Source organism: Serinicoccus sp. JS2-9, from assembly GCF_059025165.1.
The window spans coordinates 178,997-195,337 of sequence record NZ_CM180091.1 but is presented as its reverse complement, the minus strand read 5'-3'; the positions used below and the strand labels follow the sequence as shown (position 1 = coordinate 195,337).

15 protein-coding genes are annotated in these 16,341 nt (G+C 71.0%); 5 read left to right on the top strand and 10 right to left on the bottom strand.

All coding sequences use genetic code 11. The annotated features are described in order from the left end of the window. Window positions 1–20: 20 nt before the first annotated feature. The 8 genes from AC5PYY_RS00980 to AC5PYY_RS00945 all read right to left on the bottom strand — a co-directional run bounded on the left by AC5PYY_RS00980 (window position 21) and on the right by AC5PYY_RS00945 (window position 7,517). Window positions 21–803, bottom strand: a complete 783-nt coding sequence (locus tag AC5PYY_RS00980; protein ID WP_493897976.1) for an SDR family NAD(P)-dependent oxidoreductase — start codon at window positions 801–803, stop codon at window positions 21–23. Window positions 804–869: 66 nt separating this feature from the next. After that, complete coding sequence (locus AC5PYY_RS00975; RefSeq protein ID WP_493897975.1) at window positions 870–2,024, bottom strand: acyl-CoA dehydrogenase family protein; 1,155 nt, start codon at window positions 2,022–2,024, stop codon at window positions 870–872. Between the two features lie 301 nt (window positions 2,025–2,325). Further along, a complete protein-coding gene (locus AC5PYY_RS00970) occupies window positions 2,326–3,678 on the bottom strand; it encodes an ABC transporter ATP-binding protein (protein WP_493897974.1) in 1,353 nt (450 codons plus the stop codon). Then, complete coding sequence (locus AC5PYY_RS00965; protein WP_493897973.1) at window positions 3,675–4,502, bottom strand: ABC transporter permease; 828 nt, start codon at window positions 4,500–4,502, stop codon at window positions 3,675–3,677. The genes AC5PYY_RS00970 and AC5PYY_RS00965 overlap by 4 nt, the downstream gene beginning before the upstream one ends. Further along, window positions 4,499–5,383, bottom strand: a complete 885-nt coding sequence (gene modA, locus AC5PYY_RS00960; protein WP_493897972.1) for a molybdate ABC transporter substrate-binding protein — start codon at window positions 5,381–5,383, stop codon at window positions 4,499–4,501. Before modA ends, AC5PYY_RS00965 begins: the two co-directional genes overlap by 4 nt. An 8-nt stretch (window positions 5,384–5,391) precedes the next feature. Then, the gene (locus AC5PYY_RS00955; protein WP_493897971.1) at window positions 5,392–5,787 is read right to left on the bottom strand and encodes a TOBE domain-containing protein; all 396 of its coding nucleotides are present in this window, start codon (window positions 5,785–5,787) and stop codon (window positions 5,392–5,394) included. Between the two features lie 147 nt (window positions 5,788–5,934). Further along, window positions 5,935–6,843 carry an SGNH/GDSL hydrolase family protein gene (locus AC5PYY_RS00950; RefSeq protein ID WP_493897970.1) on the bottom strand — a complete coding sequence of 303 codons (909 nt, stop codon included), beginning with the start codon at window positions 6,841–6,843 and terminating at the stop codon, window positions 5,935–5,937. Continuing rightward, window positions 6,840–7,517 carry a uracil-DNA glycosylase gene (locus AC5PYY_RS00945; protein WP_493897969.1) on the bottom strand — a complete coding sequence of 226 codons (678 nt, stop codon included), beginning with the start codon at window positions 7,515–7,517 and terminating at the stop codon, window positions 6,840–6,842. The genes AC5PYY_RS00950 and AC5PYY_RS00945 overlap by 4 nt, the downstream gene beginning before the upstream one ends. A gap of 128 nt (window positions 7,518–7,645) precedes the next feature. Here AC5PYY_RS00945 and AC5PYY_RS00940 point away from each other — a divergent pair, with 128 nt between their 5' ends. From AC5PYY_RS00940 to AC5PYY_RS00930, 3 genes are all read left to right on the top strand, one after another. Then, window positions 7,646–8,698 carry a hypothetical protein gene (locus AC5PYY_RS00940; protein ID WP_493897968.1) on the top strand — a complete coding sequence of 351 codons (1,053 nt, stop codon included), beginning with the start codon at window positions 7,646–7,648 and terminating at the stop codon, window positions 8,696–8,698. Between the two features lie 47 nt (window positions 8,699–8,745). After that, entirely contained in the window at window positions 8,746–9,036 is a 291-nt protein-coding gene (locus AC5PYY_RS00935) for a DUF3263 domain-containing protein (protein WP_493897967.1), read from the top strand. A gap of 232 nt (window positions 9,037–9,268) precedes the next feature. Next, window positions 9,269–10,936, top strand: a complete 1,668-nt coding sequence (locus AC5PYY_RS00930; RefSeq protein ID WP_493897966.1) for a formate--tetrahydrofolate ligase — start codon at window positions 9,269–9,271, stop codon at window positions 10,934–10,936. Window positions 10,937–11,059: 123 nt separating this feature from the next. On the opposite strand, the gene AC5PYY_RS00925 is transcribed toward AC5PYY_RS00930, so the two are convergent. Together AC5PYY_RS00925 and AC5PYY_RS00920 are read right to left on the bottom strand one after the other, a co-directional pair. Beyond that, window positions 11,060–12,736: a sodium:solute symporter family transporter gene (locus AC5PYY_RS00925; protein ID WP_493897965.1), complete on the bottom strand. Its 1,677-nt coding sequence runs from the start codon at window positions 12,734–12,736 to the stop codon at window positions 11,060–11,062. Then, window positions 12,733–13,179 carry a universal stress protein gene (locus AC5PYY_RS00920; RefSeq protein ID WP_493897964.1) on the bottom strand — a complete coding sequence of 149 codons (447 nt, stop codon included), beginning with the start codon at window positions 13,177–13,179 and terminating at the stop codon, window positions 12,733–12,735. The genes AC5PYY_RS00925 and AC5PYY_RS00920 overlap by 4 nt, the downstream gene beginning before the upstream one ends. A 182-nt stretch (window positions 13,180–13,361) precedes the next feature. Between AC5PYY_RS00920 and AC5PYY_RS00915 the strand changes: the two genes are divergently transcribed. Together AC5PYY_RS00915 and groL are read left to right on the top strand one after the other, a co-directional pair. After that, entirely contained in the window at window positions 13,362–14,198 is an 837-nt protein-coding gene (locus AC5PYY_RS00915) for an MBL fold metallo-hydrolase (RefSeq protein WP_493897963.1), read from the top strand. Between the two features lie 452 nt (window positions 14,199–14,650). Next, window positions 14,651–16,276 carry a chaperonin GroEL gene (gene groL, locus AC5PYY_RS00910; RefSeq protein WP_493897962.1) on the top strand — a complete coding sequence of 542 codons (1,626 nt, stop codon included), beginning with the start codon at window positions 14,651–14,653 and terminating at the stop codon, window positions 16,274–16,276. Window positions 16,277–16,341: the final 65 nt, after the last annotated feature.

Sequence of the window (16,341 nt, the reverse complement as noted above, 5' to 3'; positions counted from 1 at the left end):
GCCCGGGCCGGGCTGCGACCTCAGCGCGGAGGCATGCGCAGCGCCCCGTCGAGCCGGATCACCTCGCCGTTGAGCATGGGGTTCTCGACGATGTGGGCGACGAGCGCGGCATACTCCTCCGGCTTGCCCAGGCGCGAGGGGTGGGGCACGAGCGCCTCGAGCGAGTCCTTCACGTCGTCGCCGAGGCCGGCCATCATCGGGGTCTCGAAGACGCCCGGCGCGATCGTCATGACGCGGATGCCCTTGTCGGCAAGGTCGCGCGCGGCGGTGAGGGTCAGCCCGACGACGCCGGCCTTGGAGCTGGCGTAGGCCGCCTGCCCGATCTGCCCGTCGAAGGCCGCGACGCTGGCGGTCATGACGATGACGCCGCGATCGCCGTGCTCGGCGAGATCGGGCTCGTTGGCCGCCATCGCCTCGGCGGCGAGGCGCAGCACGTTGAAGGTGCCGATGAGGTTGATCTCGACGACGGTGCGGTATGCCTCGAGGTCCAGCACGCCGCGGCGCGACAGGATGCGTCCGGGCGTGGCGACGCCGGCGCAGTTCACGACGATCCGCAGCTCACCCATCTCGGTGGCGGCGCGGACGGCGGCTGCGACCTGCCCGGGGTCGCGGACGTCCGCGGCGGCGAAGGCGACGCGGCCCGAGCCGCCGTCGAGCTCGCCCGCCAGCTCCTCGCCGCGGCCACCCGGCAGGTCGACGAGCAGGACCGTGGCGCCCGCGTCGATGAGGCGGCGGGCGCTCTGCTCACCCAGGCCGCTGGCGGCTCCGGTGACGAGGGCGACGGTGCTGTCGGTGATCTGCATGGGTGTTCCTTTCGGGGGCGTGCCCCCAGTGTGTCGGAGAGTCCGTCGGCGCGGCGGGGAGCCCGGTCAGCGACGGTCGGTGAGCAGGTGGCGCGAGATGACGACGCGCTGGATCTGGTTGGTGCCCTCGAAGATCTGGGTCACCTTGGCCTCACGCATGAAGCGCTCGACCGGGAAGTCGGAGGTGTAGCCATAGCCGCCGAGCACCTGCACCGCATCGGTCGTGACCTTCATCGCGGCGTCCGTGGCGACGAGCTTGGCGACCGAGCACTCCTGGGAGTGGGGCTGCGCGGCGTCCTTGAGGCGGGCCGCGTGCAGGTAGGTCGCGCGGGCCGATCCCACGGCGGCGGCCATGTCGGCGAGCAGGAAGGCCAGGCCCTGGTTGTCGCCGATGGGTCGGCCGAACTGCTCGCGCTCCTGTGCGTAGGCCGTCGAGACCTCCAGGGCGCGCTGGGCCAGGCCGGTTGCCGCGGCGGCGATGCCCAGGCGCCCGGCGTCGAGCGCGGCGAGCGCGATCGGCATACCCTGACCTTCCTCACCGATGCGGTGCTCGACGGGCAGGCGGACCTGGTCGAAGATCACCTCGCCCACCGTGTCGCAGTGCAGCCCCATCTTGCGCTCCGGCTCGGCGAAGGTCAGCCCCTCGGCGTCGGCGGGCACGTGGAAGCAGGACAGGCCCCGGCTGCCCTTGTCGGAGGTGCGGGCGAAGAGCGTGTAGTAGTCGGCGTGACCCGCGTGACTGATCCAGGCCTTGGTGCCGGTGATGACGTAGTCGTCGCCGTCGCGCACCGCGCGGGTGCGGATCGAGGCCACGTCGGAGCCCGCCTGCGGCTCGGAGAGGCAGTAGGCGCCGAGCTGGTCGCCGGAGAGCATGCCGTGCAGCCACCGCTCCTGCTGCTCGGGCGTGCCGAAGGTGGCCATCGGGAAGGCGGTCAGCGCGTGGACCGAGACGCCGACCGCGACCGACATCCACCCGCGCGCGATCTCCTCGACCGCCTGGAGGTAGACCTCGTAGGGTTGCGCGCCGCCGGTCAACTCCTCGGGGTAGGGCAGCGACAGCAGCCCGGACTGCCCGAGCATCGCGAAGACCTCGCGCGGGAACCGGGCCTGCGCCTCGGCCTCGTCGACCTTCGGCAGCAGCTGCTCGTCGGCGATCTCACGGACCAGGGCGAGCAGGTCGTGCGCCTCGTCGGTGGGGAGCACTCGGGGTATGGACGCCATGCCGCGCACGATAGTTGTGGACGTCGCGTCACCACCTAACCGACTGGCCGCGCGGTATGCCGTGACTGGGCCGCGCGGTGTGCCGTGACTGGCCGCGCGGTGTGCTGTGACTGGCCGCGCGGTGTGCTGTGACTGGCCGCGCGGTGTGCTGTGACTGGTCGCGCGCTCGTCACGCACCGGGCGGGCGGCCCCGGGGGATGCCTCCGGGCCCGACCGCATACCTGTGATCCGTGCGTGACGAACGCGCGTCCGGTGCAGACGAGGCCGCCGGATCGAGCACCCGAGGCTCTCGGTGCGGGTCTCAGGCGAGGTATGCCGTGATCTCGGTCGCCTTGACCGCGGCCCAGAGGTCGCGGCCCTCGGCGATCGACAAGGCGGCGACGGCGCCGAGAGTCACGTCGGCGACGAGCGGTACCGCGCCGTCCAGGTGCACCCGGGCGCGCTGGCCGGTCACCGTGACCGAGTCGACCGAGACCTCCCACAGGTTGCGCGCCGACGTCTGGGGCCGTTCGGTGAAGAGTGAGACCGCTTCGGGGTTGACGGTCGCCCACACCCGACCCCCCTCGCCGGCACCCTCGGGCGGGTCGGCGAGCACCAACGTGCCCGATGCGCCGCGGTCGGCGGTCTGGAGGCGCACAGTCCAGGCGCCGCTCGCCGGGTCGCCAGCCGCGCCGCCGCCGCTCGCCGCGCTGCCGCCGCTCGCCGCGCTGCCGCCGCTGCTCGCCGCGCCGCCGCTGCTCGCCGCGCTGCCGCTGCTCGCCGCGCTGCCCGCGACGCCCCTCGTCGCGCCCCCCTGTGACACAGGCGTGCCCGGGGCAACGCCTGTGTCACGAGCATCACGCATCAGCGTGCCGGTGAGCAGGTTGAGCCCGACGAGCGAGGCGACATAGGCCGTCCGGGGCCGCGCGACCACCTCCTCAGGCGTCCCCTCCTGCGTCACCCGCCCCTCCTCGAGGAACACCAGCCGGTCGGCGAGCGTCAGCGCGTCCAGCGGGTCGTGCGTCGTGAGCACGGTCACGCCGTCGTAGTCGCGCAGCCGTGCGGCCAGGTCGGCCCGGGTCCGCGACCGGGTCTGCGGGTCCAGCGCCGAGAGCGGCTCGTCGAGCAGCAGCAGGGCCGGGTCGGTCGCCAGGGCACGCGCCAGCGCCGCCCGCTGCGCCTGCCCGCTCGAGACCTCGCCCGGTCGCCTCCCGGCCAGCTCGGCCAGCCCCACCCGGCTCAGCTCCTCCCGGGCGCGGTCGCGGGCGGCGCGGCGCGGCATACCTCGGGAGCGGGGGCCGAAGGCCACGTTGTCGAGCAGGCTCAGGTGCGGGAAGAGCATTGGCTCGGCCAGCACGAGCCCCACGCTGCGCCGCTCGGGCGCGAGGTCCACCCCGTCGCCAGCCCACACCGTCGCCCCCATCCGCACCCGCCCTCCCGCGGACCGCTGCAACCCGGCCAGGCCCATGAGCGCGGTCGTCTTGCCCGAGCCGTTGGGCCCGAGCAACGCCATCACGCCGCGGTATGCCGTCAGCCCCGCCTCCAGCCGGAAGCCACCGCGGTCGATGACGAGGTCGGCGTCGAGCAGCACCGCGCCCCGCCCGGCCGCCTCGTCTACCGGCGAGCGCCGATCCACCCCGGCCGCCGCCGCGCCATCACCCCGCGCGCCGCTCACCGCAGCCACCGCGTCCGCAGCGCGCCGAGCACGAGGACGCTCACCGCGAGCATCACGACCGACATCGCGAGCGCCGCCTGCGGGTCCCGCTCGAGCGCGGCATACACCCCGAGCGGTGCCGTCTGCGTGCGCCCGGGGAAGCTGCCCGCGAAGGTGATCGTCGCCCCGAACTCGCCCAGCGCCCGCGCCCACGCCAGCGCCGACCCGGCCGCGATGCCGGGCAGCACCATCGGCACGACCACGGTCGCGAAGGTGCGCACCGGCCCGCTGCCCAGGGTCGCGGCGACGTCGTCGTAGCGCCGGTCCAGCCCGCGCATCGCCCCCTCGACGGCGACGACGTAGAACGGCAGCGCCACGTAGAGCTCGGCCATGACCACCGCGACGGTCGTGAACGGCACGGTTATCCCGAACCACGCCTCCAGCGGCCCGCCGACCACCCCGCGCCGCCCCCACGCCATGAGCAGCGCGACGCCTCCGACCACCGGCGGCAGCACCAGCGGCACCGTCACCAGCGCGCGTGCCCACGCGGTGAGCCGCGACTCCGAGCGGGCCAGCAGCCATGCGAGCGGGGTCCCCAGCAGCCACACCAGCACCATCGTGACGCTCGTCGTGACTGCCGACAGCCGCAGCGACTGGCCGACGACGGGGCGCGACAGGTGCGTTGCCAACTCGCCCCACTCGACGCGCAGCAGCAGCGCCAGCAGTGGCACGAGGATGAAGGTGAGGCCGACGAGCGCGGGGATCCGCAACGACCACGCCGAGGTATGTCGCCGCGCACCGGAGCTCTGCGCGGTGGCGCGGGCGGGGGAGAGGCGGGCGGTCATCGCCCCGTCTCGGGCGCGGCGCCGAAGCCGGCGTCGGTGAGGATGGTCTGGACCCGCTCGGAGCGCAGATGCTCCACGAAGGCTGTCGCGAGTTCCTGCTCGGAGACCGCGATGGCGGGATAGCGGTTGACGACGTTGCGCTCGCTGGGGATCTCGATGCCGGCGACGCGGTCCTCGGCGGCGGCGATGTCGGTGCGATAGACCAACCCGGCGTCGGCCTCGCTCAGCTCGACCTTCGTCAGCGTGGCACGGACGTCGCTCTCGTAGGACGCGATGGCCGGGGAGATGCCCTCCTGGGCGAAGAGGGCCGCGGCGGCCTGGCCGCACGGCACCTGCTCGGCGCAGGCCACAAGGGTGAGCCCGTCGCGGGTGAGGTCGTCGAGGCCGGCGACGTCGCCGGGGTTGTCGAGGGGGATCGCGATCTCGAGCTGGTTGGTGGCGAAGATCGTGGCGGCGCCGTGCCGGTGCTCGGCCTCCAGCGGCTCCAGGGAGCTCTCACCGGCGAGCGCGACGACGTCGGCGCCGGCGCCCTCGTTGACCTGCTGCACCACGGTCGAGCTCGCGGCGAAGCTCATCTCGACGGTCAGACCCGGGTGGTCGCCCTCGAAGCCGTCGGCGATCGGCTCGAAGACGTCGGTGAGCGACGAGGCCGCGACGACCGTGAGGGTGAGCGCCTCCGCCGGGTCGCCGGCGCTGTCCTCCCCGGCGGCGCAGGCGGCCAGCAGCAGCGCCGACGCGGCGGCGACCAGGGGGGTGTATCGGGGGCGGGCGGAGCCGGTCGCGGTGGGCGTGGAGGTGGGCCTCGCGGCGGGCGTGGCGCCCATCGCGGACGGGATGGCGCGCCGTCCGGGACGCGCGGGGGGTGCCGGGAGGAGCGGCATACCGTCCCTCATGCCGGCACCGCGACGTTGACGTTGGTGGCCTTGACCGAGGCGATGGCGACCGAGCCGACCTCGAGGCCCATCTCGCGGACGGCCTCGGTCGAGAGCAGCGAGACGAGCCGGAACGGTCCGGCCTGGATGTCGACCTGCGACATCACCGGGTCGCTGACGATGCGGGTCACGACGCCGCGGAGCTGGTTGCGCTGGGACGTCGCGCCGACCGCGCCGATCTCGGCGGGGTGCGCCTGCTCCTGGGCCAGCGCCGCGACGTCGCCGCCTGCCACGACCGTCCGCCCGGAGCCGTCCTTGGTGCTGGGCAGGCGCCCGGCGTCGATGGCGCGGCGGACGGTGTCGGGCGAGACTCCCAGCAGCTCGGCTGCCTCGGAGACTCGCATTTGCGTCATGGATGAGACTCTATGGCCGCATCTGCGGCCTCACAACCGGTAGTCGCGGCCCTGGCTCAGCGGCGGACCGCCCCCGGGCGGGACCAACGTCGGGATAGCACGACCGTCATCGGCACAGTTCCCGATGAGGCTCGTGCTAGCCCGTGGTCACTCCCCGAGGGGGCGCAGCTCCGGCCGCTTGGCCGTGATCGCGTCGCCCGAGGAGCGACCGGTGAGGCGCCGGTGCACCCAGGGACCGGCATACTCCCGAGCCCACTGGGCGTGCCCGCGCAGCGTCTCGACGGTGCCGGCCGGCGCCTGCGGCGGCAGCGGCACCTGCCAGTCGGCCTCGTCGGCGGTGTGCCCGAGCGCGACGTAGGCGGTCAGCGCGATCCGGCGGTGTCCCTCCGGCGTCATGTGGATTCGGTCCTGCGCCCACATCCGCCAGTCCTTGAGGAAGTCGCACGCCCACTGGTTGAGCACGAAGCACCCGTGCCGCTGCGCGATCGACCAGATGTGCGCGATGTATGTCGCAGCTCGCCCCCGCGTGCGGCCGATGATCGGCGCGCCGGCCGGGTCGGTGGGGGTCGCCATGAGCACGTCAGCGCCGGTGGCACGGATCTGAGCCACCGCCTCGTCGAGCTGCACGGCGAGGTCGTCGATGTCGGCCTTGGGGCGCAGGATGTCGTTGCCGCCGCCGACGATGCTCACGAGGTCGGGCTGCAGCGCGAGCGCGGCCTCGCGCTGCGGCCCCGCGACGTCGGCGAGCTTGCGGCCGCGGACCGCGAGGTTGGCGTAGGAGAAGTCGTCGGTGTGCGTCGAGAGCAGGGCGGCGAGGCGGTCGGCCCACCCGACGTAGGCGTCCGGCACGGTTGGGTCAGGGTCGCTCATGCCCTCGGTGAAGGAGTCGCCGATCGCGACGTAGCGGCTCCACGCCCGCGGCTCCGGGCGGATGCTCCCGGCGTGACCGTGCACCGTGGGCCCCGCGTCTCCATGCACGAGGCGCAGCGGGGTCGCGGCCTGCCCGCTGGGCGGGGCCTGCCGTGTCGGGGCGGTCGGGTCGGGCCGGTCGGTCACGGCAGCCTCCAGTCGATCGGGTCGCCGCCCTGCTGGCGCAGCAGCTCGTCGGCCCGGCTGAACGGCCGGCTGCCGAAGAACCCGCTGCGCGCGGACAGCGGCGAGGGGTGGGCGCTCTCGATGCGGGGCACGTCGCCGAGCCGGGGCGCGAGGTTGCGCGCGTCGCGACCCCACAGGATCGCGACGAGCGGCCCGCCGCGGCGGGTCAGCGCGTCGATCGCCAGCTCGGTGACCTGCTCCCAACCCTTGCCGCGGTGGCTGGCCGGGGCGCCCGGGCGGACCGTGAGCACCCGGTTGAGCAGCATCACGCCGTGCTCGGCCCACGGCGTGAGGTCACCGGTGCTGGGGCGGGGCACGCCGAGGTCGTCGACGAGCTCGGTGTAGATGTTCTGCAGGCTCCGGGGGATCGGCCGCACGTCGGGTGCCACGGCGAAGCTGAGCCCGATCGCGTGTCCGGGGGTGGGGTAGGGGTCCTGCCCCACGACGAGCACCCGCACCGCATCCAGCGGCTGCTCGAAGACCCGCAGCACGTGCGGCCCTCCCGGCAGGTAGCCGCGACCCGCCGCGACCTCCTCGCGCAGGAACTCGCCCACCTGCGCCACCGTCTCCTCCGCCGGGGCCAGCGCGTCGGCCCAGGTCGGGTGGACGAGGCCGCGTAGGGGAGTGGGGGTCACGAGCACAGGGTATGTCGGTCCTTGCCCGTAGCGTCGTGGCGTCGGCAGGGATCGCTCAGGAAGGGGAGGGGATTGTGGCGGCCCGAACAGGAGGAAGAGCCCGAGGCGGTCGTGTGCAGGAGCCGCGGATGTGGGAGAAGTTCGCCAGCGGCGGTGTGCTGTTCTTCGCCGTCTGGGCGGCGCTCGAAGTGATGCCACCGTCGCCGGATGGCTGGGAGCCGAGGATGGACCCGGGACTGCGCCCGGGAGAAGCGGCAAGCGTGCTGGCGGCCATCGTCGCGGTCTTTATCGCGGTGAACATCGATCGGTGGGCGATGGCGCGGAGAGTGGCCGAGGCGGGTCGAATCGCACAGACCGGAGTTGGCGCCTCCTCCTCTCTTCGGCTGGATGACGACCAGGAGCGGCTGCTGCTCAGAGACCATCTGGCCATCGGGCTAGGGGCGCTGGCCCTGTGGCTGGGCATGGCGGTGATCGTCCGCGGCGTGCAGGAGGGGCTCTCATGGGGACACTTCACGCTCGCCGCGACAACGGCTGCGATCTTCGCCCTGGGCGCGGACAGTCCGCCAGTGCTGGGGGAGGTGCGCGAGCAGTGGCGACTCTTCACTCGCAAACGTGCCTACGTGCGGGCCCGCGCGGTGCGGCGCGCACTGTGGGGCCGTCCCGGTCATCTGATGGACGCTGCTGTGATTGAGCTCTACGCAATCCTCTTTCTGGCTCTTCTCATGCCGACGCGGCAAGGCCTCCTGATCGGGATGGTGTCCACGCTCCTCCTGGTGTGGCTCGCTAGCCTGACGTGGTTCTGGGGATGGGTAGAGAATCGGTTGCTCCAACTCATCGCCGTAACGTGTTGGGTGGCTGCAGCGTCATCTGGGCTGTCAATGCTGGCGCTGCTCGCTTGGACACTTGTCGTGCACCCCGAAGACTTTGGCCTGGCGACGCTCATGGCTCGATGGCCGATCGTGCTGACGCCGATTCTCATCGCCCAGGCCACGATCGCGACACTCTGTCCGTCCCGACTCCGGCCAGCCTGGCGCGGACTGATCGTGAACTCGGCCAGCCTGATGTCCCGTGAACTGGTCAAGAAGGAACGCGCAGCCTTCGATCGAGCTCTTGCTCACGCGCGGGCCCGTGGCGAGAGACGCGCGCCGACAAATGACACGCGTGTAAGTCCGGTGCTCTAGACTGGCTCCACCGGGCCAGGTCGACGTGCGACGAGAGGACATCATCCATGGGCGCTGCTTCACGCCTGCAGCAGGTCGACCCTCCTGCCGGCCTGTCCGAGCGGGACCAGGAGATCCTCGACTTCGAGAACCGCCACTGGACCTACGCCGGCTCCAAGGAGCAGGGCATCAAGGATCTGTTCGATCTCAGCTCGACGCGCTACTACCAGATCCTCAACCAGCTCATCGACAGCGAGGCCGCGCTCGCCTACAAGCCGCTGCTCATCAAGCGCCTGCGCCGTGACCGGTCCCGCCGCCAGCGCGCGCGCTCGATGCGGCGCCTCGGCATCGAGAGCTGACCGACGCCATACCTGAGCTCACGCCCGCCGGATCCCCTCGCGACCGGCGGGCGTCCGCGCGTCCGGAGCCGGTATGCCGTTCCTTCCGCCCGCGGTCGGGCGCCCGTGCAGAGTGGGGCCGGGAGAAGCGCCGAAAAAGTGGCATACGCCACGCCCACTAGGTCTTGTCCGGGGGCCGGGGTCAACTTGTAGTTTGTGCTGACCAGCGCCGTTGGCAAGGAGGCCGGCACGCATGTTGACCGATGTGCAGATCGCCCAGGAGGCGACCCTCGAGCCCATCACCGAGATCGCCGCGCGGCTCGGTCTGCACGAGGAGGAGGTCGAGCCCTACGGGCGGACGAAGGCGAAGATCTCGCTCGATGTCCTCGATCGCCTGAAGGACCGGCCGGACGGCAAGCTCGTGCTCGTCACCGCCATCAACCCGACCGCGGCGGGGGAGGGCAAGACGACGACGAACGTCGGTCTGTCGATGGCGCTCAACCGGATCGGCGCCCAGGCGATGACCACCCTGCGTGAGCCGTCGCTCGGCCCGTGCTTCGGCATGAAGGGCGGCGCGGCCGGCGGTGGCTATGCGCAGGTCGTACCGATGGACGACATCAACCTGCACTTCACCGGCGACTTCCACGCGATCACCTCGGCGCACAACCTGCTCGCGGCGCTCCTCGACAACTCGCTGCACCACGGGAACCCGCTGCGGCTCGACCCGAAACGGATCACGTGGAAGCGCGTCCTGGACATGAACGACCGCGCGCTGCGCAACATCGTCGTCGGCATGGGCAAGAAGGGCGACGGCGTGGTCCGGGAGTCCGGCTTCGAGATCACGGTGGCCAGCGAGATCATGGCGGCCCTGTGCCTCGCGACCGGCCTGGATGACCTCAAGGAGCGCTTCGGCCGCATCGTCGTGGGCTACACCGTCGACAAGGAGCCGGTCACCGCCGCCCAGCTCGACGCTCCCGGCGCGATGGCGATGCTCATGAAGGACGCGGTCATGCCCAACCTGGTGCAGACGCTGGAGAACACTCCGGCGATCATTCACGGTGGCCCGTTCGCCAACATCGCGCATGGCAACAACTCGATCCTGGCCACCCGCACGGCGCTCAAGCTCGCCGACTACGTCGTCACCGAGGCCGGTTTCGGCGCCGACCTGGGTGCCGAGAAGTTCTTCGACATCGTCTGTCCCACAGCGGATCTGCGCCCGAACGCGGCGGTGCTCGTGGCCACCGTGCGCGCGCTCAAGCTCAACGGGGGCGCGGACAAGGGAGCCCTCGGCACCGAGGACCTCGACGCCCTGTCGACCGGTGTCGCCAACCTCGAGCAGCACCTGGAGAACCTCCAGAAGTTCGGCGTGCCCGTCGTCGTCGCCCTCAACCGTTTCCCGAGCGACACCGACGCCGAGCTCGACCTGGTGCGCGAGCGCTGCGTCCAGCTCGGTGCCGACGTCGCCCTCTCGGAGGTCTTCGCGCACGGTGGCGCCGGCGGCGAGGACCTCGCGCGCAAGGTCGTGGCGCTGTGCGAGGGCCAGAGCGACTACGCCCCGATCTATGCGCGGGACTGCTCGATCCAGGACAAGATCGAGACCGTGGCCACGCAGATCTATAGGGCCGACGGGGTGGACTACGCCCCCACGGCCCGCACCCAGCTGCAGCAGCTGACCGAGGAGGGGTATGGCCAGCTGCCGGTATGCATGGCCAAGACCCAGTCGTCCTTCTCTGACGATCCCTCGCTGCTCGGCGCGCCGCGGGGCTTCCGCATCACGGTGCGCGAGCTCGTGGTCAACGCCGGGGCCGGCTTCGTGGTCGCCCTCACCGGCGACATCCTGCGGATGCCCGGGCTGCCGAAGGTGCCGGCCGCCAACGGGATGGACATCGCCGACGACGGGACGATCACGGGCCTGAGCTGACCGCAGCCCAGGTATGCCGTCGCGCACCCCTCGCGGTCGCGTCGCCGTCGCCCGTGATGTGACGTTCTGGACAGAGGATTCTGGGGCCCGTTCCCCAGAATCCTCTGTCCAGAACGTGGGGAATCAGGCCCAGATCACCACGATGACCGCGGTGGTGACGAGCAGCACGACCGAGAGCACCCGGTAGTTCGCCCAGAACGGCGTGCCCTGGAGCTCCTTGGTCTCCTGGGTCCAGTACTCCCGCTTCCAGGTGAGCTCGGCCGTCTTGGACTCATCCGGTGACGGACCGAGCAGACTGATCACCACGAGCAGCAGGACCGAGAGCGCGGTGCTGATGCCAGCGGCATACAGGAACTGGATCGTGGGTTCCTCGGGCAGCACCTGGGTGAGGATGAAGAGCAGCAGACCGAGCGGCTGCATGATGATCAGCGTCAGGAAGGCCGCGGTGCCGCTGATCCGCTTGGACGCGATGCCCGCGAGGAAGACCGCGACGACCGGCGGCACGAGGAACGACAGCACCGACTGCAGGTAGTTGTAGAGCGTGTCGAACTGGGCGATGAACGGGGCCCAGATGATCGCCACGACCAGCGCGACGACGGTGGCGACCCGACCGGTGAGCACCAGGCCGCGCTGCGAGGTGTTGGGGCGCAGCGTCTTGACGAAGTCCATCGTCACGATCGTTGACGCCGAGTTGAGGATCGAGTCGACGGTCGAGGTGATCGCCGCGATGACCGCTGCCAGGATGAGGCCGCGCAGGCCCACCGGCAAGAGGTCGAAGACGAGCGTCGGGAAGACCGTGTCGGGGCTCTCGAGGTTGGGGTAGAGCGAGAGCGCCATGACGCCCGGGAAGATGAAGAGGAAGAGGAAGGCCAGCTTGATGAAGCCGGCGAGCAGCGAGCCCCAGCGGCCGTGGTCGAGCGACTTGGCGCCCAGCGTGCGCTGCACGACGAGCTGGTTGGTGGTCCAGTAGTAGAGCCCGACGATCAGCACGCCGGTGAGCAGGCCTGGCCACGGCAGACTGGCGTTGTCCGCCGGGAGGATGAGGCTCATCTTCTCCTCGCCCGCGACCTGCGCCATGGAGTCCCACGACTCGATCGCGTTGAAGGTGGCGATGAGCACGATGACGCCACCGATGAGGGTCACGGTCGCCTGGATGGAGTCGCTGATCATGACCGCGCCGAGGCCGCCGATGACGGTGTAGATCGCCGCCAGGATCGCCAGGACCGCGACCGAGACGATCATCGGGATGTCGGGGTAGAGCACCTTGACCACGACCGCGCCGGCGAAGAGGGCGGCCGCCATGTCGATGAACATGTTGGCGAAGAGGTTGAAGCCGGCGAAGGCCATCCGGGAGCGCCGGTCGTAGCGCTGCTCGAGGAACTCGGGCAGCGTGAAGACCTTGGAGCGCAGATAGAACGGCAGGATGAAGAAGATGAAGACGACAAGGATGACCGCCGACATCCACTCGTAGGCGAAGATCGAGATGCCCTGCTCGTAGGCGCCACCGGCGAGGCCGACGAAGGTCGCTCCGGACATGTTGGTGGCGACCAGGGACAGTCCGACGAAGGGCCAGATGAAGTTGCGGCCGCCGAGGAAGTAGTCCTCGGACGCGTCGCTCTCCTTGCCGCTCGCCTTGGCCTCCGCGTGCGCCTTCTTCTGTATACGGGACCCGGCGACGAGCGGGATGATCCGGCTGAGCACGAGGTAGCCGATGATCACCCACAGGTCGAGCGCGCGGACGGTGAAGTCCGGCATACCTCCGCCGGACTCCGACAGGGGAAGCATGAGGTCGGTGCTCATCGGGTCTCCTCCTCGCTGCGGACCACGAGGACGGCGCACGGCGCGTGCCGGACGACCCCCTCCGCGTCGTTGCCCAGGAGCACCCGGACGAAGGCGTTCTGCCCGCGGCTGCCGAGGACGATGAGGTCGGCGTCGATCTCGTCGCGCAGCCGCAGGATCTCGTCGGTGGCGCGGCCGGTGCGCAGGTAGCTCCCCGTCGCGGTCACGCCCTCCGCGCCCAGCGCCGTGACCGCCTCGTCGAGCACCGGGCGCGCGTCCTCCTCTATGCGCTGGCGCAACGCGGGGCTGAGCGGGGTCGGGTTGGTCCATGGCGACACGAGGGCCACGTGCACGACGTGGACCTCGGCGTCGGTATGCCGCACCAGGTCGACCAGGCGATCTCGCGCCAGTGCGGCGCTGGGTGATCCGTCGGTGGCGTAGAGAATGCGGGTCGGGAACGTCATCGGGCCCCTCCAGAACGGTGTCGACATGGCGCGCCTTCACTCTGCGGCAGATCGGGTCGGCTCGCCCGTCGAAGTGACGCTGCGGCAACCACAGGCGACGCTGGGTGGGTCGCTGCGGCAACCAGGCGCGACGCTCGGTGGGCTGACGAGGCGCCGGGTGGGTGCGCCTAGACTGCTTGGGCATGACCGAGGTGACCTGGCGCGAGGTGGCTCCGGGCGTCCACGTCCGCCGCCACGAGGAGCTCAACCTCAACTGCGGTCTCGTGGTGGGGCAGGAGCGGGCCCTCGTCGTCGACACCCGCAGCTTCCACGCTCAGGGGCGCGAGCTGCTCGACGCGGTCCGCGAGGTCACCGACCTGGAACTGGTCGTCGTCAACACGCACGCCCACTTCGACCACTGCTTCGGCAACGCGGCCTTCCGCGACTCCCAGATCTATGCCCACTCCGGCGCGGCCGACGACCTGCGCCGCACCGGTGAGCACCAGCGCCGCCAGGTGGTGGAGCACCTGCGAGGGAGCGAGCGGGGGCACCTCGCAGACGACGTCGAGGCGACCGAGATCGTGCTCCCGTTCTATCTGATCGAGGACGACACCCCGCTCGACCTCGGCGGTCGCTCGGTCGAGCTGCTGTATGCCGGTCGAGGCCACACCAACCACGACCTGGCGGTGGCGGTGCCCGACGCCGGTGTCGTCTTCGCCGGCGACCTGGTCGAGGAGGGCGCCGACCCGGCGATGGAGGACGCCTTCCCGCTGGAGTGGGCGCCGACCCTCGACACGCTCATGGACAAGCCGGGCGCCGAGCTGTCCGACACCTGGGTGCCCGGTCACGGCAAGGTCGTCGACCGACGGTTCGTCGAGGCGCAGTCCGAGCAGCTGGCCACCTTGGCCGAGCGCTTCGACGAGGTGCTCCAGACCGGGGTCGCCGGCGTCGATGCCCTCGTCAGCTCCGGCCGTGGCCTCGGCCTCGAGGACCACACCCTGCGCCTCGCCGCGGTGCGCGCGCTCGAGGTGCGCGGCTGACGGCATACCGACCGACCGCGCGAAATGCCGTGACTGGCCGCGCGGTATGCCCGCACCGGACGCCCGGTATGCGCGGACCGAGCGCGCGGTATGCCCGCACCGGACGCGCGATATGCACGGACTGGCAGCACGGTATGCGCGGACTGGCCGCGCGGTATGCCCGCATCTCGCGCGGCCGGTCACGACATATCGCGCGTTCGGTCGCGACATCTCGCGCGGCCAGTCACGGCATGTGGCGCGGGCCGGTCGGGGGAGTGGAGGCTGTGGGCATTTGCACTCAGGGGTGCCGAGTGCTAATCATGGTCCTAGCACTCTCATGGTGAGAGTGATAAACCGACCGGCCTTGCCGAGGGTCGGGTGCCGAGGCGACGTGAGCCCCGGCGCCACGGCTCGTCCGTCGCGGGCGGCACCCGGTCACCCATGTTCGTCCACGTGTGGAGGATGCAGCGACGATGGCCAAGACCATTGCTTTCGACGAGGAGGCTCGCCGCGGGCTCGAGAAGGGTATGAACACCCTTGCCGACGCCGTCAAGGTGACCCTCGGCCCCAAGGGCCGCAACGTCGTGCTCGAGAAGAAGTGGGGCGCCCCCACCATCACCAACGATGGTGTGAGCATCGCCAAGGAGATCGAGCTCGAGGACCCCTACGAGAAGATCGGCGCCGAGCTGGTCAAGGAGGTCGCCAAGAAGACCGACGACGTCGCGGGTGACGGCACCACCACCGCGACCGTCCTGGCCCAGGCCATGGTTCGCGAGGGCCTGCGCAACGTCGCGGCCGGCGCCAACCCGATGGCCCTCAAGCGGGGCATCGAGACCGCGGTCACCGCGGTCAACGACGACCTGCTGGCGATGGCCAAGCCGGTCGAGACCAAGGAGCAGATCGCCCAGTCCGCGAGCATCTCCGCGGCGGACACCGAGATCGGCCAGATGATCGCCGAGGCGATGGACAAGGTCGGCAACGAGGGTGTCATCACCGTCGAGGAGTCCAACACCTTCGGCCTGGAGCTCGAGCTCACCGAGGGCATGCGCTTCGACAAGGGCTACATCAGCCCCTACTTCGTCACCGACACCGAGCGCATGGAGGCCGTCCTGGAGGACGCCTACGTGCTCGTCGTCAACTCCAAGATCTCCTCGGTCAAGGACCTGCTGCCGCTGCTGGAGAAGGTCATGCAGTCCGGCAAGCCGCTCATGATCATCTCCGAGGACGTCGAGGGCGAGGCCCTGGCGACCCTGGTGGTCAACAAGATCCGCGGCAACTTCAAGTCCGTGGCCGTCAAGGCCCCGGGTTTCGGCGACCGCCGCAAGGCCATGCTGGCCGACATCGCCATCCTCACCGGTGGTCAGGTCATCTCCGAGGAGGTCGGCCTCAAGCTCGAGACCGCCGAGCTCGACCTGCTGGGCACCGCCCGCAAGGTCGTTGTCACCAAGGACGAGACCACCATCGTCGAGGGCGGTGGCGACGCCGACCAGATCGCCGGTCGGGTCTCCCAGATCCGCACCGAGATCGACAACTCCGACTCCGACTACGACCGCGAGAAGCTGCAGGAGCGGCTGGCCAAGCTGGCCGGCGGCGTGGCCGTCATCAAGGCGGGCGCGGCGACCGAGGTCGAGCTCAAGGAGCGCAAGCACCGCATCGAGGACGCCGTCCGCAACGCCAAGGCTGCGGTCGAGGAGGGCATCGTCGCCGGCGGTGGCGTCGCGCTCATCCAGGCCTCGACCGCCTTCGACAAGCTGACGGTCGAGGGTGACGAGGCCACCGGCGCCAACATCGTCAAGGTGGCCATCGAGGCCCCGCTCAAGCAGATCGCCATCAACGCCGGTCTCGAGGGCGGCGTCGTGGCGGAGAAGGTGCGCGGGCTGACCCCGGGCGAGGGCCTCAACGCCGCGACCGGTGAGTATGGCGACATGCTCGGCTTCGGTGTCGCCGACCCGGTCAAGGTGACCCGTTCGGCGCTGCAGAACGCCGCGTCCATCGCCGCGCTCTTCCTCACCACCGAGGCGGTCATCGCCGACAAGCCGGAGCCCGCTCCGGCGATGCCGGCCGGTGCCGACGGCGGCATGGGTGGCATGGACTTCTGATCCCTCCCGTGATCAGACGCTAGGCGCGCCCGCGTTTCTCGCGGGCGGACCACGCACAGGGCGGC

Excerpts from the sequence above, each read along its gene's own strand:
- AC5PYY_RS00920 (WP_493897964.1), bottom strand. The coding sequence starts at position 13,179 with ATGACGTTCCCGACCCGCATTCTCTACGCCACCGACGGATCACCCAGC.
- modA (WP_493897972.1), bottom strand. The coding sequence starts at position 5,383 with ATGCCGCTCCTCCCGGCACCCCCCGCGCGTCCCGGACGGCGCGCCATC.
- AC5PYY_RS00935 (WP_493897967.1), top strand. The coding sequence starts at position 8,746 with ATGGGCGCTGCTTCACGCCTGCAGCAGGTCGACCCTCCTGCCGGCCTG.
- groL (WP_493897962.1), top strand. The coding sequence starts at position 14,651 with ATGGCCAAGACCATTGCTTTCGACGAGGAGGCTCGCCGCGGGCTCGAG.
- AC5PYY_RS00975 (WP_493897975.1), bottom strand. The coding sequence starts at position 2,024 with ATGGCGTCCATACCCCGAGTGCTCCCCACCGACGAGGCGCACGACCTG.
- AC5PYY_RS00955 (WP_493897971.1), bottom strand. The coding sequence starts at position 5,787 with ATGACGCAAATGCGAGTCTCCGAGGCAGCCGAGCTGCTGGGAGTCTCG.
- AC5PYY_RS00940 (WP_493897968.1), top strand. The coding sequence starts at position 7,646 with ATGTGGGAGAAGTTCGCCAGCGGCGGTGTGCTGTTCTTCGCCGTCTGG.
- AC5PYY_RS00915 (WP_493897963.1), top strand. The coding sequence starts at position 13,362 with ATGACCGAGGTGACCTGGCGCGAGGTGGCTCCGGGCGTCCACGTCCGC.
- AC5PYY_RS00925 (WP_493897965.1), bottom strand. The coding sequence starts at position 12,736 with ATGAGCACCGACCTCATGCTTCCCCTGTCGGAGTCCGGCGGAGGTATG.
- AC5PYY_RS00930 (WP_493897966.1), top strand. The coding sequence starts at position 9,269 with ATGTTGACCGATGTGCAGATCGCCCAGGAGGCGACCCTCGAGCCCATC.
- AC5PYY_RS00980 (WP_493897976.1), bottom strand. The coding sequence starts at position 803 with ATGCAGATCACCGACAGCACCGTCGCCCTCGTCACCGGAGCCGCCAGC.
- AC5PYY_RS00965 (WP_493897973.1), bottom strand. The coding sequence starts at position 4,502 with ATGACCGCCCGCCTCTCCCCCGCCCGCGCCACCGCGCAGAGCTCCGGT.